The organism is Mesorhizobium sp. KR2-14, from assembly GCF_040049255.1.
Taxonomy (GTDB): Bacteria; Pseudomonadota; Alphaproteobacteria; order Rhizobiales; family Rhizobiaceae; genus Pseudaminobacter.
In genome coordinates, this window is the sequence record NZ_JBDZDR010000019.1 from 1 (window position 1) to 17,932 (window position 17,932).

A 17,932-nucleotide genomic window follows, 5' to 3' on the forward strand; every position below is an offset into this window, starting at 1 on the left:
TTATGTTGAGGGATTTGGCTGGAAACCGGTGTTCGAGAACCCCGAGATCATCTTCTACCAGATGAATGGGTTCGTGCTCGGCACCTTCCTGAAGCGAGCGCTTGAACAGGACATGGGCCGAATGGGGCTGGCCGTTCCCGGAGCTTTCTCGCTGGCTCACAATGTTCCCACCCAGGAGGACGTTGCCACCGCAATGCGGCGGCTGGTCCTGGCGGGCGGAAGCGTGATCAGGGAAGCGGACGCTCCGCCCCATGGTGGTTTTCGTGGCTATATCAGCGACCCGGATGACCACGCTTGGGAGATCGCCTGGAATCCGGCTTGGACCATCGACGAGCGCGGTATGGTGACGTTCGGACTCTGATCGGCGATCCTGCTTCCACATATTGGCTGGGGACTGGAAGGTCCCCCTTCTCTTTGATCTGGTTGCTTCCGCTGCGAAAGGAGTTGCAAACCATCTAAAACAAGCTTGATGGCCCCATGTCCGCTGACGAAGGCACGAACACATGAGACATTACTTGATCGACCGAGTGGCTTTGGCGCTTTTCGCAAGCGACGGGATGAAACGCGCGTTCCCCGGCGTCAGCCTCGAACAGTCTTGGGCACAGGAGCCACATCTGCATGTCCACTACCGCGAAAGGGCGATTGTCTTCATCAAGGTCATGGGACAGCAGATGGTTGGACTCGCCGACGCCGAGATAGCGGGGCTTGACGAGAAAAGAGGGCGGTAGCGGTTTCTGTTTTGGTCGTCTGCTACCTAATGCCGGGGATTTTACATGATGAGGGTCGTGACCTCGTCTGGTCGTAGGCCAACCAACTCTTCGTATCGTCCTGGATCGGTCGCGCCCTCGGTGTTTATGAGGAGTACGCGGGAGGTCTCGTCCAGTCCCAGCGACGAGCGCACCTGGGCATCCGCCGCTGCGCTGATCAGGCCCGCCAATCCTGCGCCGCCACTCTCACCCGCCACGATAGCCGGGTCGCCGCCGATTGGCCGTGCGAGGCGATTCATGGCCGCGACGGCGTCCTCCTCTTCGACCGTCATGAAGGCATCGGCCACCCGCGCGAGCACCCGCCACGCCACCAGCGACGGCTCATAGCATTCGAGCATCGCCATGACAGTTGGTTCGCCATGCTCAATCTTGACCGGGCGACCTGCCCGCGCGGTCTCAAACAGGCAAGCCGCTCGTGCTGGCTCGACCACCGCGAAGGTCGGTCGCTGATCGCCGAACTCGATGGCGAGGTGTCCCGCAACGGCGGCGGCCACGCCGCCAACTCCAGCCTGCACGAACACATGGGTCGGGCGCTCTGGCATCTGGCGCAGCGCCTCGCGTACCATGGCGGTGTAACCCTGCATGACCAAACCCGGAATGCGCTCGTAGCCGGGCCAGGAGGTGTCCGAGACCACGACCCAGCCTTTTTCGGCTGCAACGCGCGCGGCCTCGGCGACCGAGTCGTCGTACGTGCCTTCGACCCGGATCATTTGCGCGCCGAACTTGGCGATGGCTGCCACGCGTTCCTCGCTGACGCCGGAATGCACGAAAATGGCTGCCTTGGCACCGACGAGTTGCGCGCCCTGGGCCACCGAACGTCCATGGTTGCCGTCGGTGGCGCAGGCCATCGTCATAGCGAACGCCACGCCACGAATCTCTGGGGCATTTAACTCAGCAATGTCTACTGCTCGCCCAAGCTGTCGGCTGGCCTCTTCCAGCACAAGGCGGATAACCGCGTATGAGCCGCCCAGAGCCTTGAAGCTGCCGAGGCCCAGACGGAATCCCTCGTCTTTCACGTTGATTGTGCCCACCCCGAGGGCGGCAGCCAGAGCCGGGAGGGCGTGGAGCGGTGTCGGTGCGTGATTGTCCCGATAACTCAACTGCCGCTCGACTTCCTGAGCCGCCTCCAGACCCAGCGTTACAAAATCAGCCGCGTCGAGCGCCCGTTTATAGTCGAGGTGCTGATTGGGTAGAAACATCGCCGCCCTCCAATTTTGGATGGCGAGAACCTATTGCATTGTCACCGAGAAAGGCGACTCTAATGAGCGCCTGCACACGCAACATTTTTTCAGTCTTCGTCCGCTTGCCCGTCAGCGTCGCGTAATCGGTTGCCAAAGCCCAAAGCGTCTACAAAGGCCGCCCAGCGCAGCTAACTCCTGATAACAAGGCTCTTGGCTTGAGCACCGGGGCCGCTCTTCAGGGTCGTGACGTGGGCCAGAACAGCCAAATCAGAAAGGCGGCGGCGAACACCCATAGCGCAATGATAGCTGCGGCCCCAATCCGACTTATCGGTCTTCCCTGGCGGGACGCTGCCTCGGTCCGAAACTCCACCATCAGGTTCGGTGGCACGAGCTTGACCGCAAGCACTATCCCCAGCGGCACGATGAGAAGATCATCCAGATAGCCCAGCACAGGCACAAAATCCGGGATGAGGTCAATGGGTGAAAGTGCATAAGCGGCGACGGCCCCGGCAATAACCTTCGCGTACCAGGGCACCCGGCTGTCACCGGCTGCGATCCACAGCGCCACCACATCGCGCTTGATGGCTCGCGCCCATTGCTTTGCCATATCAACAATCCTGTTCGCCATGCCGCCGATACTACCTTGGGCATACTCGGACCATGAGCATGCCCCTTGCCGATGAGCCTTAGCGAGACCCAAGCGGTTGCCCCACTAGACGCCCGAGCAGGTCTTCAACTCCGGCCCAGGGAGTAGAATTCGTCGTTGGGGCGCAGGCTGGTGAAGTTCGCCAGACGGTTTGACATGCCGAAGAAAGCAGCGATGGCCGCGATGTCCCAAATCTCGTCATCGCTGAAGCCATGCTCCCGAAGGGCGACACTGTCGGCCTCGTCCACCGCCCAAGCCTCCTGCGAGACCTTCATCGCGAAGTCGAGCATCGCTCGTTGTCGCAGCGTGATGTCCGCCTTGCGGTAGTTGCCAGCGACCTGATCGGCAATCAGTGGGTTCTTGGCACGGATTCGCAGGATCGCGCCATGGGCAATGATGCAGTACTGACACTGGTTAGCCGACGAGGTTGCAACCACAATCATCTCGCGCTCGGCTTTGCTGAGGCCGCCTTCTTTGTCCATTAGCGCGTCGTGGTAGGCCATAAAAGCGCGGAACTCGTCTGGCCGGTAGGCGAGCGTGAGGAAGACGTTGGGGATGAAACCGGACTTCTCCTGCACTTTGAGGATGCGCGCACGGATGTCCTCCGGCAGCGACTCAAGTGCGGGAACGGGATAACGGCTGATCGGGGCTTGGGTCGATTGGGCCATGCGGCACATCTCCGGTTGAACCTGGGCGAGTGTTGATGACGTGGGCGACCGGCGTCAACGCTTTGCTCACCTTGGTGCTGGTCCACCTCGGGCATATCTACGCTAAATTGACCTTGTCGGCGTCAGTGATCGGGCGAACCACTCTGTCAGGGCCATCGCTCTGGGCGACCGAGCGTCTATGATTGCCGTCAGTGGCGCAGGCCACCAAAGCCGCTGACGAGCAGAAGCACAGCACGCTGGAGCAAGCCCCGAGCCTGCTATCCCCGTCCCGGACGTGGTCCCATAACGGGTTCTGGACGCGGTTTCACTGTGGATGCCGACCCGCGCGTTGGGGCAGCAGCAGAATCAAGCCAATGATCACTGCCGCAAGCGCTGCCGAAGCGAGGGGCCTGTTCACGTTAAGCCCACCATGGCTAAACGGCTTATCGAGAAAGTCGCCGACCGTCGCCCCAAGCGGTCGCGTCAGAATGAAAGCGGCCCAGAACAAGAGCACGTGCGATACGGTTGTCCAGTAATAGAGCGCCGCGACCACTGCGAGCGCAGCCCCGAAGACGAGCGCGCCGCCCCCATAACCAAGACCCCCGGTGTCTGCGAGCCAATCACCGAGTGCGGTGCCCAGAGTTTGCGAGAACATAATAGTGACCCAATAGAACACTTCGACCGGCGGAGTTGCGACCGTTTGAACGTCGATGCTGCCCATAGCGAAACGCCAAAGTGCAAGGGAGGCCAAGACCAAGAGGAAGAGAATTGACGCGCCGCCTGTGTAGCCAATCCCCAATGACCGGTCGAAAAAATCTGCCATAGCCGTGCCGACCGTCGTGGATGCCACAATGGCGATCCAGTAAATCCACGGGTTGAATTTTTTCGCCGAGATTTGCACTGCAACCGCCGCAATGAAGACTGCCAGGAATATTGCTGTGCCAATCAAATAGCCGCCGTTGTGCGCATTTTTGTCGGCGTGAAAAACAGTCATGGTGACGGTGTCGCCACCGGTTTCGCCGAGTGTCGTTGCCAGAATTTTGATGATCCAGAACCCAAGGGTGACTTCCGGGACCTTGCTCATCGCCATCTACGGGTCTTCGCCCTTGGGCAGCGTCATCTGAGGCGTCCTTTTCCGGTGGCGCGCGGAGTTGCCGAAAGACCCGCTCCGCTCCCCTTAGGTGACTTGCTCAAGTCGCGAGGTTAAGCGTCTACTACCGACCGGTGAGCCTCCATTTGGTGCCCGGCATGGTCCCTGGCCGCGTGGAAGCCGTCGAGGTAAATGTCCATTTCGCTCAGCGGCGCGTGGCCTTGCAGGATGGCAGCGCCCGTTTCCAAAACACCGGTCTTGGTTGACTTCTCCGCTCCGGCGGGCGGTGTCGAGGTATCCTGCGCCAGCGCAGGGCTCGTCCCCACTGCGGCGGCGATGCAGGCGAGAATAAATGCCGTCTTCATTTGTGCCTCCTTGGGACTTCCATTTCCCGAACCAAGCTCTAACGGGAATGTTCCTGGTCTTCCGGAATTGCGGTCTTAAAAGCAGCGCATCTGGGCCATCTCATCGTTTGACGCGATCCGGAGTGGGCCTACCCGGTGCCGGTGGCCGAATATCGACGGCTGATCGAGACAGCTACCGATCCGCGCCGAAAAACAACGTTTCATGTCAAACCAACCAAAAGGTGAGATCGACAGCAAAGCCGCCGCTTGCCAAATTCGCCGCGTTCATTTCGGCATCCTCGATGAAACGGAGGCAGTGCGTGACGTTCTGTGGTTCCATGTCCGAGCGTTCGACACACGAACTCGTCGAAGCTTACGTCCTGTCCCGACGCAAAGCCAAACACCTTTCCACCCACTTGGCGATCCGCGCCATCCGCACGTTGTCACCCGCGCCCGAGGTCTCCGACCGGGAACTGGAGGACATGATTGAGACTGCCGCCATCGAGCACGGTGTTGCCATCGCGCTCCTCCGTAACCGCCGAGAAATCAACCTTTGAGCGCAGTGGCCTGGAGCAACGGCTTGCGCGCTAGACGGGTGCACTCATCGTGTTCCCTTCGGCACGGCGGTATAGACCCGCGTGATGAAAGCCTCGAACTCGGCCATGTAGTTGCGCAGGAACTCTTCGGTGGTGGGGTCGGTTACCTCGCCGTCATCGGTGATCAGGCCGGGCCGGAACTGGATATAGGCTTCGGGCGCGTTCATTTGTGGCGAGTTGCAGAAGCTGAGGACGCTTCGCAGACTCTGCTGCGCCACCGCAGTGCCGATTGCGCCCGGCGAGGTGCCGATGACGGCTGACGGTTTGCGCGTGAACGAATTGCTGCCGTAAGGTCGGCTGGCCCAGTCTATTGCGTTCTTCAGGCCGCCTGGGATCGACCGGTTGTACTCCGGCGTCACGAACAGCACGGCATCGACGGCGGCGATTGCCGCTTTGAACGCTTGCGCCTCCGGTGGAAAATCGGCGTCGTAGTCATAGCTGTAGAGGGGCAGTTCCCTGAAGGAAATCTCCTCCATCTCCAGTTCTTTCGGCGCAAGACCCACCAACGCCTTAGCCAATTTGCGATTGATCGATGCCGTTGCGAGACTGCCGATAAGATAGCCGACCTTATGCTTCGTCATGGTACGCTCTCCATTGTGCCAACCTAGCGGCTGACATTGTTCTGGAGTGGTATCTAGGCGCGGGACGCGTTTGGTCATCCTGCCGGTTTCACGGTGCAAAGCACGGAGTTCATGAAAAATTGCACCTTGAAGCCGCTGAGGCAGGGCTCCAAGCGACGCCATTGCTTTCGAAAGAGCGACTGTGAAAGATTTCGACGAACCCCACCGTCGATTGTTTTCACGAAAATGGTCCCCAAGCTACGTGCTCGACGCGAGCGGCTCTGTAGCCCTTTGCGGCTCTCCTAAGGCCGTCGGTGCACGAAAGCCCGGAACTACGTCAGGTAGGCTTGTCAGAGATATGTTTCGAACCGCAGCTTGAAGTGCACAGCTTCGGCGGCTTGCTCGAACCGATATCGGCGGCCAATCAGCCGCCCATCCTGTCGAAGCGGCTCGATTTCGCGTTGCCCGATGCAATTCCCTTTGCACCACATCTCGCGTTCACGCATTTCACGCTCGAAGAGTTCGTCTCCCAGGTTTTGTCGCGTCAGTCCGATGCAATCGATGACGTATGGGGTGGCGGACCGGCGGAGATCATCGACAAAACCTTCCTTGAGACCCAACGATGCGGCGACCTGTTTCAATATTTTCCGTGGCATACTCATATTTAGATGTGTCCGCCCATCCTCCTGCGTGCCTCTCCCTGGGAGATCGATTTCGGGTCCTCTGCTCTATTGGGATGGGACCGGATCGGTTTCGAATTCGGACCATTGGGGCGACAGGAAGCCATCCCGAAACGGTCGAGCCCACTTGTCTCGCGCCAAAAATTTTTGAAAGAGATTGACGATCCTGCCTGTCGATTCTTTTCATGAAATTTGCTCCCCTTATCCGCGAAGCACGCCAGCGTGCGCTCCTCTCGCAAAGCGAACTTGCAAAGGCCGTCGGCGTCAGCCCCCGAGCGATCTGGCTCGCCGAGCAGGGGGCGGGCACGCTGAGGACGCTTGTGCCTGTTCTGGAATTCCTGAGGATTGCCATCGCGGGCTTGCCCCCGGCCAGCACCCTTGGTGCGCGCTTCCGTGCCGCTCGCCTCAAACGGGAAATGTCGTTGCAGGACCTAGCGGATCAGTGCGGCCTGTCGATCCCCACCCTTCGCAGTCTGGAGCGCGGCGTCGGTCGAATTGCGTGCCTTGAGGCGGCTATTCGCGTCCTTGCGCCTTCAATTCGCGTCCGGAAATCGTCGAAAACCCGACGCGAAGCGCCTCGCGGGGTCGTCAGCGCGCCGTTTCAGAAGTTCATCAACGCCGACTGCATTGAGACAATGCAGTCCCTTCCGGCAGGCTCGATTTCTCTGGTCACCACAAGCCCTCCTTACAATGCCGGTAAGGAATACGAATCCGATCTCTCCGTGCGCGAGTACATGCAATTCGCCGAGCGCTGGATATCGTGCATTCCCCGACTGCTGACTCCGACAGGCGCATTATGGATCAATGTCGGGCACATCATGCACAGCAACACCGAGGCCGTGCCGCTTACCTATCACTATTACCCGCTCCTGGTGCGGCACGGCTTGCGGCTGGTACAGGAAGTGGTTTGGCATGCCCGAGGTGGCCTTCGGTACGGGAAACGCTTTGCGCATCGCACTGAGCGGTGGATGTGGTTCGTGAAAAACCCCGAGAACTACATTTTCAATTTGGACGACGTGCGGGATGGCACACTCAACATCACCGATGATCCGCGAAACAGCCCACAGGGGCAAAATCCAACCGATTACTGGCACTACCCACGCGTGGTGGGTGGTCGAGGTGCGTCACCGGAGAAAACCGAACATCCCTGTCAGTTTCCAGTTGCCATGGTGGAGCGCATTATCCGGGCGTGTTCGAATCCCGGTGACGTGGTTCTCGATCCGTTTGGCGGTGCCGGGAGCACGGCTGTGGCAGCGTTTCTCAACAACCGGAGTTCGATTAGCGTCGAGATCGACAGGCGTTATCACAACATCGCAAAATCCCGCCTAGATGGCGTGCGCCAGCAGCACGCGGGCCAATTTCCTTCTCCACAAGAGGAACATTGGATAGAAATTAAGACTGCTGCCAATTTTTGAGACGACCGGAGGGAGCCGCGCCGATGACAAACGAGAACCTAGGTAGATCGGTCCGCCTGCCTTTGGAGCGTCGGGGCACAATCATCAAAGCGCATGAGCCGCAGGACGGCATGCCTGTTTACGATATCCGGGCCGACGACGGCCAAATCATGAGAATGGTGGAGATCGCCCAGGACAGCCTGATCCCGCGCGATGATTACGACCGTCTAAATACCATGGTACGCGGGATTAGGGACGGCACCATCAAGACCACCACCTGGACCGCTGACCAATACCGAAAACGGCTCTTGGGGGAGGACTGAGGAAGGGGCGATCTGTCGGGCAAAATATTGATGATGCCCCGTCGCCCGAGCCATTTCATTCGGCGTTTTCGTGCACCCACACGACCCGCCCCGCCCCGACAAAAAACTTCTCGTCCAGGTGCTTGAGCGCCTTGGCGCGAGCCTCGCGAGAGGTCTTGGCCTCGACCACGAGCATCCCTATTCCACCCCCCGCCATCCGGACTTTATTGGTGGTATAATAAGTAACAGACCACTTCTTGTCGGGGGCATTGTCCTCCAGGAGGTCGTCCACGTCATCCCACGCGGCCAATGCTTTGTCGATGGACTCGTTCGGGAGAACAGGCAGGTTTCGGCGATCCATGTGGCACAGGACGGCTGGCACAGACCGTCCCCACGGGTCGCGGAACGATCTGTCCTCCATGCGCCCCAGCCGCCCCCGGTACTTGGTGTCGTTGAGGTGTTTGAATGCCAGATCATAGAGGCGGCGCAAGTCGGGTTCCTGAGCATAATACCGGATTGGGTTCCCCTTGGTGGCCTTCTCGTCGAGCAGATGAACGGCAGTTGCGATGATGCGCGATAGGCCGGTTTTCTTCAGCACGCCGAGCGTGCCAACCTCGTAATCCTGCGAGGCATGGTTGAAGTGGACCTCCCAACACTGCTTGTGCTTGAAGCGGTAAAACTCCAAATGTTGTCCGTCGTATTCCGCATCATACACGAACACCGCCGATATGTTTGGGACCTTTGCTTTGAATTCTTCGCTCTTCGCATGATTGTACGCGAGAGCAAGCGGGTTATCGAACACCTCGTTGAGTGGGATGTTCAGCCCCTCGACCAAGTTGATCGCATCACGCATATCCATGCCTATTGATCCCCCAGAGGCTTCTTCGAAATAAAATAGCGGAGTTCATTCGGCGTCTCGTCGTCGCCCCAGGCGTTGCTCTGTTTCAGCCATTCCTGGAAATCGCTGCCCTTCGGGAACAGATCGAGGCCGCTCCCCCGGACCAGACCGACGGTCATTCCGTTGACTTCGGCCTCGGCCATTCGGTCGAGCCAGTACCGTTGCCCTGCTGGAGTTACAGAGGCGGCGCTGACGACCGCGTTGAAGCCGTCGAGGAGCATATGGATGATGCCGGAAGTTCCTCCGATCAGGCCAGGGGCAGCGCGACGCCAAACGGCAACTTGTGTTGCGGCGATCCCAAGCTCTTCAAGTTCTGCAACCTCGGATCGCAGATAATATGTGACCGTCGTCTCAGCCTTTCTAACGAGAAATATCTCAATCGTGCTGGCATGCATGCTGATGCCAAGGACGACGCGATCATCGGCATGGAGCACCTTGTGTGGACCCGTCAGAAATCGTTTCGCCTGCTGTCGGTTGTGATCGCGATCACCCATGCCGTAATCATTTGAAGTGGTGTGTGAGGCGGGGAGAACGAAACCCAAGGCGACCCTCCAGGACAAGACGGTTCCTTCCGCTCAACGGCGTCAGGCTTTCGAACCTGTCACAGATCGGATTTTCGTCAACGAAATCCGCGAAAGATTCTGCCTAGCATTGGCAATGCCTCGTCAGCATCGCGAGGGTTCTGAAGCTCTGATAGTACAGCGTCAGGCGCAGGACCGTGCCAATCTCGCCACGCTGCGGATACTTACCGCCCTTTACCCAATGGAAGGCACTATGCTGCGATCTTGCCCGTCGAAGTTCGACTGGTAGATTGCCCTATCGCTTGTCCCTGATTGGAACCGCCGAGAATATGCCCGTCCTGACACTCAGCCAGCTTGAAAGCCACCTTTGGCGAGCCGCCGATATCCTCCGGGGTGCCATCGATGCCTCGGACTACAAACATTATATTTTTGGCCTGCTCTTCTACAAACGTCTCTGCGATGTCTGGGAGGAGGAGTACGAGGAACGGTTGGCGCAGTATGGTGATGCCGCACTCGCCGCCGATCCGGATGAGCATCGCTTCGATATTCCGCAGGGACACTTCTGGAAGGATGTACGCAAGCACACGACGAACATCGGCGAGCACCTGAATGCCGCCTTCCATGCCATCGAAGATGCGAACCACCGGCTCCGGGGCATTTTCCAGGACGTGGACTTCAACAACAAGGAGCGGTTTCCGGATGCCGCTCTGGAAAGGCTCCTCCAGCACTTCGAGTCGTACCGCCTGCGCAATACTGACGTGGAGCCCGACGTGCTTGGGCAGGCGTACGAGTACCTGATCGCGCAGTTTGCTGATGATGCGGGGAAGAAGGGCGGCGAGTTCTACACCCCGAAAATGGTGGTAAGGCTGATCGTCGAGTGCCTGCGCCCGGAAGACGGTATGTCTGTCTACGACCCGACCTGCGGCTCGGGCGGCATGCTCCTTGAGGCGGTCCACCATCTGGAGCGACAAGGCAAGAACCCCAAGAGCCTGTCCCTGTTCGGCCAGGAAAAGAACCTCAACACCTGGGCCATCGCTCAGATGAATCTTTTCCTGCACGACATTGACGATGCGTCGGTGGCTCGTGGGGATACCCTCCTGGACCCGAAGCACCTCGTTGGTGAGGGCTCGAAGGCGATTCGTAGCTTCGACCGGGTGCTCGCAAATCCGCCATTCTCACTGAAATCCTGGGGTCACGAGACCTGGAGCAATGGCGATCCGTATGGGCGTGATCGCTTCGGCTGCCCGCCGAAATCGTACGGCGATCTCGCCTTCGTCCAGCACATGATCTCCAGCCTGAAGCAGGATGGTATCCTTGGTGTGGTGCTGCCTCATGGCGTACTGTTCCGAGGCGGAGCAGAGGGCCGAATTCGCGAAGGTCTGCTGAAGGAAGACTTGATCGAGGCGGTGATCGGATTGGCTCCGAACTTGTTCTACGGGGCGAGCATTCCTGCCTGCGTCGTGATCATCCGGAAGAACAAGCCCACCGAACGACGGGGCAAGGTCCTGTTCATCAATGGCGTCGAGCAGTTCGTTGAGGGCAAGGCCCAGAACCATCTCTCCGAGGCCAATGTCGCCATCCTCGCAAAGACGTTCCACGAATACTCCGACGTGGATCGGCTCGCCCGCGCGGTGGCGATATCCGAGATCGCCACGAACGACCACAACCTAAATATCTCCCGCTACGTCCACGTGGGTGAGGAAGCGGAGGACCTCGACGTGGCCGAAGAGGTCGAGAAGCTTCTTGGACTTCAGGCCCAGCGGGATGCCGCCGAAGCCAAGATGATGGGCTTTCTCAAGGAGCTTGGCTATGTCGCGTGAGGTTCCGGAGGGATGGCAGGCATCACCTATACCTGATCTCCTGCAAAAAATTTCGAAAAGGATACGCAAACTCCAGACTAGAGACTACCGAGATCGAGGAGCAATTCCAATCGTCGATCAGGGAGAAAGCATTATTTGTGGCTACACGGACGATGTAGATAATATTTGTCCTGTTTCATTACCGGTTATCGTTTTCGGAGACCACACGCGATGTTTTAAGTTCATCGACTTCCCTTTCGCGGTCGGGGCAGATGGAACGCAACTTCTGAAGCCCACTTCGGGTCTTGACCCTCAGTTTTTCTTCTATGCACTTTCGAGCCTTGACCTTCCGAGCGAGGGCTATTCGCGGCATTTTCGGTACCTCAAAGAAAAATCTATTCTCTACCCATCCCTCACCGAACAGCGCCGCATCGCCGAAATCCTCTCAAGCGTGGACAAGACCATACATGCGACACAGGCCATCATCGAGCAGACCCGCAAGGTTAAGCAGAGCGTACTGAAGCGCCTGCTCACCAAAGGCATCGGACACACTCGGTTTAAGCAGACGGAAATAGGAGAGATACCGGAGGAGTGGGAGGTCGTCAGCCTTGCTGATCTAGCAGAGAACAGCCGAAACAGCTTCGTTATCGGCCCGTTCGGTAGCAATTTGGTCATGAGCGATTATCGTGACGAAGGAGTGCCAGTGGTCTTCGTGCGCGACCTGCGCCCAGGGCAATTTAGGTGGAAAAGCAATGTATTTGTTACCCAAGAGAAGGCAACTCAGTTGCAACCGCATTCGGTAAAATCCGGTGACCTCGTCGTAACAAAGATGGGCCTTCCTCCTGGGATCGCAGCGCTTTGCCCCGAGGATTTTCCGTGTGGAATCGTTACTGCCGATATTATTCGGTTACGGCCAAACAGAACAAAGGTTGATCCGGCCTTCCTAGTCGAATTGCTTAATGGAGACCGCGCCAGGAAAGCCGTTGAAGAAATCACCGGTGGTCAAACGCGCCCCAAAATCACTTTACGCGATTACAAGAACGTTAAAGTAGCACTCCCTCAAACATCCGAGCAGCGGTTGATCCGTGAGGGTATTGCTCCTTTCCAAACCTGTATTGAAGGTCAGGAAGAACAGCTAACGGTGCTCGAAGCGCTTAAGAAGGCCCTCATGTCGGACCTCTTAACGGGTCGTAAGCGAGTCTCGGACGGTTTTTTGATGGCCGCAGAGTAGGACGCAAAGGGGAGCGCTGTGGCGGGAATGGAATGGCATTTGGCCGAAAAACCAATCCTCGAATTCCTGAAGGACATGGGCTACGCCTTCGTATCGCCTGCCGAGCATCCGACCCTTCGCGACGGTGACAATCAGGTTCTCTTCCGTTCCCATCTTATCAAAGCCCTCCAGCGGATCAACGGCATCTCCGACGCCGACGCCCAGGCGGCCTACGCCGACCTTGCTACGGTTTCCGACAATGAGGTGTGGCTTTCGATCCTGCGCGGAAACTTCAGTCGTGCAGTCCAAGGCGAGAGCACCCGACGGACGCTCCGGGTCCTCGACTTCCGGAACCCTGCGAACAACCTCTTCACCGTCACCAATCAGTTCCGGGTAAAGGCCGAAGCGACACGCGTGGCCGATATCGTCGTGCATGTGAACGGCATTCCCGCCGTGGTGATCGAGTGCAAGAGCCCGATCAACGGCAAGGACAAGACCGGCGAAGCCTTCGAGCAGATCAAGCAATACGAGCGGGACATCCCCCGCCTGTTCCTCACCAACTGCTTCAACATCGTTACGGATGGGACGAACTGCCTCTACGGCGCGACCGGAAGCCCGTCGAAGTTTTACGCCGAGTGGCGCGATCCCTGGCCTTATCGAGAAAATGAATTCCCCGACGGGCTTTCCAATGGGCTCTGGAACCTGCTGGAGCCTTCGCGGCTCCTCGACCTGATCGCCCACTTCATCGTCTTCGAGAAGACGGACAGCGGCACCATCAAGAAAGTCTGCCGTTACCAGCAGTTTCGGGCCGTCAATAAGATCGTCGAGCGTGTCGTCGAAGCCAAGCACCGACGCGGACTCATCTGGCACACCCAGGGCTCGGGCAAGTCGCTGACCATGGTGTTCGCTGCCCTCAAGCTGAAGACCCATCTGACGGTCTCGTCGCCCGAACTGACGAATCCCAACATCATGGTCCTGACGGACCGTCTTGACCTGCACGGCCAGATCAGCGGCACCTTCGCAGCCTGCGGCCTGCCGAACCCGACTGCGGTCGAGAGCATCCGCGAACTGCGCGACCTGATCGGCAAGGGCACTGATGGCCTGACTGTTCTTTCAACGATCTTCAAGTTCCAGGGATCGGAGCAGCCGATCCCGAACTCGGCCAACTGGATAATCATGGTCGATGAGTGTCACCGGACGCAGGAAAAGGACCTCGGTGCCTACCTGCGCAAGACCATGCCGGATGCGCGTTTCTTCGGCTTCACCGGCACGCCGATCAAGAAGGACGACAAGGACACCTACGCGAACTTCGGCGTCGTTGGCGAGGGCTATCTGGACAAGTACGGCATCGACGACGCCGTTGCCGACGGAGCTACGGTGCCGATCTTCTACACGGGGCGGAAAACGGACTGGCACATTGACGAGGCTAAGATCGACATCCTGTTCGACCAATGGTTCGCCGACCTCCCGGACGACAAGCTGGAAGAGGTGAAGCGGCGCGGCGTGAAGATCACCGATCTGGTGAAGCACCCGAAACGCATCGATTTGATCGCGTACGACATCTGGACCCACTTCAAGGCTTACGCCCGTCCGGACGGCTTCAAGGCGCAGATCGTCGCAATCGACCGTGAAGCGATCATTCTTTACAAACGCGCCCTCGACCGGGTCATCGCGGAAGACCTCATCCGCCAAGGTGTTGCCGAAGAAGAGGCACGGGCCACGGCTGCGGCGATGTCCGCCTGCGTCTACTCGGCCTCGCAGGAAGACGCCAAGCCGAGCGAGGACGAATATATCGAAGCTCTTCGCCAAGACCTCAGAGCGCAGTACCTCGACCGGGACGCCGAAACCGCCGCGAAGCAGGCATTCGGAAAGCGTGGCGAGAGCCCGGAGTTTCTGATCGTCTGCGACAAGCTCCTGACCGGCTTCGACGCGCCGCTAGAATCCGTCATGTACTTGGACAAACCACTCAAAGAACACACGCTCCTTCAGGCCATCGCCCGGACGAACCGCGTCGCGGACGCCAAGAAGCGCAACGGTTTGATCGTCGATTACATCGGGGTCTCGGCCCACCTGGAGGAGGCGCTCGAATCTTACCGGGCTGACGATGTCCGCAACGCCATGCGCAATCTGGATGACCTCCGCAATCAGCTTCGGGCCGCGCATGCTGCCGTGCTCCAAATGATGAAGGGGCTGAAGCGGGATGGCGGGAAGCACTCGAAGGATCATCTCAAGGCCGAGTACGACCGGCTCGTCAGCCTGCTCAAGACCGAGGATCGGTGGTTCGAGTTCCGGGCCAAGGCTCGGGATTTCATTGGGCTCTACGAGGCCGTCAGCCCCGATCCGAGCGTCTTGGAGTACACGGCAGACCTCAAATGGATCGCGAGCTTCGTGCTCTATGCGACCCAGGTGTTCGAAAAACGCGAAGCCTTCGACTGGGCGTCCTACAGCCGCAAGATCAGGGACATGCTCGAAGAGCACCTGGACGCCACCGGCCTGAGCGTCACGGTGAAGCTGCGCAACATCACCGATCCGGAGTTCTGGGACGATTTCCATACCGATGGCAAGACCGAGGACGACCTCAAGACGGCGGCGATCCGCAAGACCACGGAACTGCGGAAGGTCGTGACCGAGCGGATCGGCGACAACCCGCACCAATATGGGAAGTTCTCCGAGCGCCTGCGGGAACTGCTGGAGCGCCTCGACGAGGCGCAGCTTTCCTGGGCGGACAAGCTCAAGATGGCCGAGGACCTTGCAAGGGACATCGAGGCCGAAGCCACGGCCCATGAGGGTACTGGTCTTTCACCTGGGGCGTACGGTATCCTGCAAGTGCTCCGGTCATTCGGTACGGGTGATGGCATCGAGAGCTTATCGAGCCAGATCGCGTCTCTTTACGGCGACGAGGCTACGGCTCCGCCGCGATGGCATGAGAAGGAGGGACTCCGCAAGTCTCTCCGCCAACAGGTCCGGGCCATGGTCCACTCCTTCGGGTTGGGCAACCTGAAGGAAGTCTCCGAGCAGGTCGAGGAGTTCGCGCTCAAGCATTTTGCGAGGGTCTGATCGTGCCTGTGCTGACGGTCGGCGACACCGCCATCCCATACATCTTGCGTCGGTCAGGCACCGCAAGCCGCGCGCGCATCACGGTGACGCCGGGCGGGGTGGAGATCGTGGTGCCCGCAGCCGCGACGGACGACGAGATTGCAGGCGTGCTTGCGCGCCGCCGTGCATGGCTGGTCGAGCAGACTCAGCAGATGGCGGCTCGCGTGGCAGCCGCACCCAAGGTGAACCAGTTCGTCAGCGGGGCCAAGATTCCATATCGCGGCAGACTGATGCGGCTGAAGGTCGAGCCAACAGATGGCACCCTAGTGGAGGTCGCCTACCGAAATGGCTTTTACGTCGGGTACCCTCGTACGGCGTCGGAAGCCTCACGGGATGTCCTGATCGAATCCGCCCTACGGCTCTGGTTCCGCAAGCGTCTTCGCGAGGATGTTTCAGCCTTCGTGCGGCAGCACGGCGAACCCAACGGCCTGAAGCCGCGAAGCATTCACATAAAGGACCAGAAGCACATGTGGGGCAGTTGCGGGGACGACCGCAGTGTGAACCTCAACTGGCACCTGATCTTCGCGCCGAAAACGGTCCTGGAATATGCCGTGGTCCACGAACTCTGCCATCTGAGGCACAGAAACCATGATCGGGATTTCTGGGGGCTAATAGGAACCATCCTTCCGGATTGGGAAGTCCGAAAGGCTTGGCTGGATCAGAACGAGCATTTCCTGGCGCTGCGGCGAGTGGAGGCGACCTGATTAACGTCGCCGACGCGTTCGAACAGCAACGAGAATGAAGGAGCCCGATTCAGGCGTGGCACTTGGATCGGGAGTGGTGAAGCAGAACTGATCCTTTAAGTCTCAAACCAGGACAACCATCGGGGACACAAAAACAGGTTTTACACTCGTCCTCTCTGCGTCAATCGAGTAGGATCGTTCGTCGCCAAGAGGCTAACTCTTATCGGGCTTTGCTGCGCCATCTCTTCGGGCCATCTATTCGGATAAAGGCACATGGGTGAAAAGACCTATTACGTGGGAAGAGACGATATATCCGTGTCGAACCTTACCATCTTCGATGTTGACGCCATAGTGATGCGTCGCAGCGTATTATACAGATCACCATTGGATTTTGATTTTATCCTGATGCCTGATTTATCGTTTCTACAACTACAGTGGAACAATTATAATTTCGGAATCAATAGAAAGATATGTTGCTATAGTTCCGTGCGTTTTAGCGGGGGATTACCTTATCACCGCAAGAATTACATCGTCGGATCGAAAATATGGGGCATTTCTGCTTTTTATCGGCCTGTCGAAAAAAGCACGGAATATGCAGACTTAAACAATGTGCCCTCTCATATTGTCGAAGTCTATGGGACTAAGCGGCAATACAAAATGCATTACGTAGTTGTAGATGGACCTGGCGACAAACTATCTGAATTTTCGGATTTGTATTTTGTCATCAAAGAAAGTCTCACGAGTACACAGACATGGATCGATGGTAGATTTACAATGGAGGCAAGTTGTCGCTGTGGGCACTTCAATGAGATTGGCAGCGAAGCGCTCCAGGTATTGTTCAGTAAAGGACTGTCGATTGAGGCTGTGAAGTCTCGCCTGAAGTGCGATGCCTGCGGCAAAAAAGGCAATGTAGAAATCCACCCTCTCTATAGTGAAAATACGCCAGACCGACTTAAACATAAGACAGCATGGGTGTCCTCTAAGGGCAGACGCTACAATCGGGAGCGCACTATTCCCAACAATCCCGAGCTTGTACGTATGTACGAGAATCTCGGTGGCGACGGACGAGATCGGGTTTATCTCGGCGATGGCGCTTACCTTTCGAAAAACGGTGAAGTATCTGATTGATTGATGATTGAGGTGCGCTCTGCCCCTCCAGCGCTGAAGCATTCCATCTGCGCCAAGATAATTTTGGGTCTGATGAGCCTAAACGCAGACCCGCTGGCCTCGCAATGAGAGTGCCAGGATAATGAACTCGGCCCGACTCGGATTAGGCTGGCTCGTCCGATAGAGGCCGGAAGCACCTCAGTCCACAATCTCTTGCGGACTGGAAAGCCCGTCCAAGATGGCGATCCGCTCGCCCCCGACTGGAGCCAATCTAGCCGTTCCACCACACCCCTCCCACCCCGTACCAAAATCCTCCTCGATTTTGCCGCCTGAGCGATCTCCAAAAACCCTTGTTTTCCCGGGTCTGGGGAACCTCGCGAAGTTCGCGTCCAAGCGTGTTCGCAGACATCT

19 protein-coding genes are annotated in these 17,932 nt (G+C 58.2%); 11 read left to right on the top strand and 8 right to left on the bottom strand.

The window, feature by feature from the left end:
- Window positions 1-361 (top strand): VOC family protein (locus ABLE86_RS22605; protein ID WP_348781248.1); only part of this gene is annotated, 361 nt, incomplete at its 5' end.
- Between the two features lie 154 nt (window positions 362-515).
- Window positions 516-728, top strand: coding sequence for a hypothetical protein (locus ABLE86_RS22610; protein WP_348781249.1), 213 nt, complete (start codon window positions 516-518; stop codon window positions 726-728).
- Window positions 729-769: 41 nt separating this feature from the next.
- Here the strand turns inward: ABLE86_RS22610 and ABLE86_RS22615 are convergent, their stop codons facing one another.
- The 5 genes from ABLE86_RS22615 to ABLE86_RS22635 form a co-directional block, all read right to left on the bottom strand.
- A complete protein-coding gene (locus ABLE86_RS22615; protein WP_348781250.1) occupies window positions 770-1,966 on the bottom strand; it encodes a diaminopropionate ammonia-lyase in 1,197 nt (398 codons plus the stop codon).
- A gap of 217 nt (window positions 1,967-2,183) precedes the next feature.
- On the bottom strand, window positions 2,184-2,576 hold the full coding sequence (locus tag ABLE86_RS22620) for a YkvA family protein (RefSeq protein WP_348781251.1): 393 nt from the start codon (window positions 2,574-2,576) through the stop codon (window positions 2,184-2,186).
- A 104-nt stretch (window positions 2,577-2,680) separates the two neighbouring features.
- Window positions 2,681-3,271: a peroxidase-related enzyme gene (locus ABLE86_RS22625; RefSeq protein WP_348781252.1), complete on the bottom strand. Its 591-nt coding sequence runs from the start codon at window positions 3,269-3,271 to the stop codon at window positions 2,681-2,683.
- A 295-nt stretch (window positions 3,272-3,566) separates the two neighbouring features.
- A complete protein-coding gene (locus ABLE86_RS22630) occupies window positions 3,567-4,331 on the bottom strand; it encodes a hypothetical protein (protein ID WP_348781253.1) in 765 nt (254 codons plus the stop codon).
- A 113-nt stretch (window positions 4,332-4,444) separates the two neighbouring features.
- Window positions 4,445-4,696 carry a hypothetical protein gene (locus ABLE86_RS22635; protein ID WP_348781254.1) on the bottom strand — a complete coding sequence of 84 codons (252 nt, stop codon included), beginning with the start codon at window positions 4,694-4,696 and terminating at the stop codon, window positions 4,445-4,447.
- A 317-nt stretch (window positions 4,697-5,013) separates the two neighbouring features.
- Between ABLE86_RS22635 and ABLE86_RS22640 the strand changes: the two genes are divergently transcribed.
- Window positions 5,014-5,232 carry a hypothetical protein gene (locus tag ABLE86_RS22640; protein WP_348781255.1) on the top strand — a complete coding sequence of 73 codons (219 nt, stop codon included), beginning with the start codon at window positions 5,014-5,016 and terminating at the stop codon, window positions 5,230-5,232.
- Between the two features lie 44 nt (window positions 5,233-5,276).
- On the opposite strand, the gene ABLE86_RS22645 is transcribed toward ABLE86_RS22640, so the two are convergent.
- Window positions 5,277-5,852: an NADPH-dependent FMN reductase gene (locus ABLE86_RS22645; RefSeq protein ID WP_348781266.1), complete on the bottom strand. Its 576-nt coding sequence runs from the start codon at window positions 5,850-5,852 to the stop codon at window positions 5,277-5,279.
- A gap of 359 nt (window positions 5,853-6,211) precedes the next feature.
- Between ABLE86_RS22645 and ABLE86_RS22650 the strand changes: the two genes are divergently transcribed.
- From ABLE86_RS22650 to ABLE86_RS22660, 3 genes are all read left to right on the top strand, one after another.
- Window positions 6,212-6,499, top strand: a complete 288-nt coding sequence (locus tag ABLE86_RS22650) for a hypothetical protein (RefSeq protein WP_348781256.1) — start codon at window positions 6,212-6,214, stop codon at window positions 6,497-6,499.
- A gap of 197 nt (window positions 6,500-6,696) precedes the next feature.
- Window positions 6,697-7,926, top strand: a complete 1,230-nt coding sequence (locus ABLE86_RS22655) for a DNA methyltransferase (RefSeq protein ID WP_348781257.1) — start codon at window positions 6,697-6,699, stop codon at window positions 7,924-7,926.
- 23 nt (window positions 7,927-7,949) lie between these two features.
- Window positions 7,950-8,228 carry a hypothetical protein gene (locus ABLE86_RS22660; RefSeq protein WP_348781258.1) on the top strand — a complete coding sequence of 93 codons (279 nt, stop codon included), beginning with the start codon at window positions 7,950-7,952 and terminating at the stop codon, window positions 8,226-8,228.
- Window positions 8,229-8,283: 55 nt separating this feature from the next.
- On the opposite strand, the gene ABLE86_RS22665 is transcribed toward ABLE86_RS22660, so the two are convergent.
- Window positions 8,284-9,066: a hypothetical protein gene (locus ABLE86_RS22665; protein WP_348781259.1), complete on the bottom strand. Its 783-nt coding sequence runs from the start codon at window positions 9,064-9,066 to the stop codon at window positions 8,284-8,286.
- A gap of 2 nt (window positions 9,067-9,068) precedes the next feature.
- Window positions 9,069-9,647 carry a hypothetical protein gene (locus ABLE86_RS22670; protein WP_348781260.1) on the bottom strand — a complete coding sequence of 193 codons (579 nt, stop codon included), beginning with the start codon at window positions 9,645-9,647 and terminating at the stop codon, window positions 9,069-9,071.
- 308 nt (window positions 9,648-9,955) lie between these two features.
- On the opposite strand from ABLE86_RS22670, the gene ABLE86_RS22675 reads away from it, so the two are divergent.
- The 5 genes from ABLE86_RS22675 (at window position 9,956) to ABLE86_RS22695 (ending at window position 17,542) form a co-directional block, all read left to right on the top strand.
- A complete protein-coding gene (locus ABLE86_RS22675) occupies window positions 9,956-11,446 on the top strand; it encodes a class I SAM-dependent DNA methyltransferase (RefSeq protein ID WP_348781261.1) in 1,491 nt (496 codons plus the stop codon).
- A complete protein-coding gene (locus tag ABLE86_RS22680) occupies window positions 11,436-12,656 on the top strand; it encodes a restriction endonuclease subunit S (RefSeq protein ID WP_348781262.1) in 1,221 nt (406 codons plus the stop codon). The genes ABLE86_RS22675 and ABLE86_RS22680 overlap by 11 nt, the downstream gene beginning before the upstream one ends.
- 27 nt (window positions 12,657-12,683) lie before the next feature.
- The gene (locus tag ABLE86_RS22685; RefSeq protein WP_348781263.1) at window positions 12,684-15,692 is read left to right on the top strand and encodes a type I restriction endonuclease subunit R; all 3,009 of its coding nucleotides are present in this window, start codon (window positions 12,684-12,686) and stop codon (window positions 15,690-15,692) included.
- A gap of 8 nt (window positions 15,693-15,700) precedes the next feature.
- A complete protein-coding gene (locus ABLE86_RS22690) occupies window positions 15,701-16,435 on the top strand; it encodes a SprT family zinc-dependent metalloprotease (protein WP_348781264.1) in 735 nt (244 codons plus the stop codon).
- A 252-nt stretch (window positions 16,436-16,687) separates the two neighbouring features.
- Entirely contained in the window at window positions 16,688-17,542 is an 855-nt protein-coding gene (locus tag ABLE86_RS22695; RefSeq protein ID WP_348781265.1) for a hypothetical protein, read from the top strand.
- Window positions 17,543-17,932 lie beyond the last annotated feature (390 nt).

What these genes read in the sequence shown, in the direction of transcription:
- ABLE86_RS22615 (WP_348781250.1), bottom strand. Translation starts at nt 1,966, where the DNA reads ATGTTTCTACCCAATCAGCACCTCGACTATAAACGGGCGCTCGACGCG.
- ABLE86_RS22620 (WP_348781251.1), bottom strand. Translation starts at nt 2,576, where the DNA reads ATGGCGAACAGGATTGTTGATATGGCAAAGCAATGGGCGCGAGCCATC.
- ABLE86_RS22625 (WP_348781252.1), bottom strand. Translation starts at nt 3,271, where the DNA reads ATGTGCCGCATGGCCCAATCGACCCAAGCCCCGATCAGCCGTTATCCC.
- ABLE86_RS22630 (WP_348781253.1), bottom strand. Translation starts at nt 4,331, where the DNA reads ATGGCGATGAGCAAGGTCCCGGAAGTCACCCTTGGGTTCTGGATCATC.
- ABLE86_RS22635 (WP_348781254.1), bottom strand. Translation starts at nt 4,696, where the DNA reads ATGAAGACGGCATTTATTCTCGCCTGCATCGCCGCCGCAGTGGGGACG.
- ABLE86_RS22640 (WP_348781255.1), top strand. Translation starts at nt 5,014, where the DNA reads ATGTCCGAGCGTTCGACACACGAACTCGTCGAAGCTTACGTCCTGTCC.
- ABLE86_RS22645 (WP_348781266.1), bottom strand. Translation starts at nt 5,852, where the DNA reads ATGACGAAGCATAAGGTCGGCTATCTTATCGGCAGTCTCGCAACGGCA.
- ABLE86_RS22655 (WP_348781257.1), top strand. Translation starts at nt 6,697, where the DNA reads ATGAAATTTGCTCCCCTTATCCGCGAAGCACGCCAGCGTGCGCTCCTC.
- ABLE86_RS22660 (WP_348781258.1), top strand. Translation starts at nt 7,950, where the DNA reads ATGACAAACGAGAACCTAGGTAGATCGGTCCGCCTGCCTTTGGAGCGT.
- ABLE86_RS22665 (WP_348781259.1), bottom strand. Translation starts at nt 9,066, where the DNA reads ATGGATATGCGTGATGCGATCAACTTGGTCGAGGGGCTGAACATCCCA.
- ABLE86_RS22675 (WP_348781261.1), top strand. Translation starts at nt 9,956, where the DNA reads ATGCCCGTCCTGACACTCAGCCAGCTTGAAAGCCACCTTTGGCGAGCC.
- ABLE86_RS22680 (WP_348781262.1), top strand. Translation starts at nt 11,436, where the DNA reads ATGTCGCGTGAGGTTCCGGAGGGATGGCAGGCATCACCTATACCTGAT.
- ABLE86_RS22685 (WP_348781263.1), top strand. Translation starts at nt 12,684, where the DNA reads ATGGAATGGCATTTGGCCGAAAAACCAATCCTCGAATTCCTGAAGGAC.
- ABLE86_RS22695 (WP_348781265.1), top strand. Translation starts at nt 16,688, where the DNA reads ATGGGTGAAAAGACCTATTACGTGGGAAGAGACGATATATCCGTGTCG.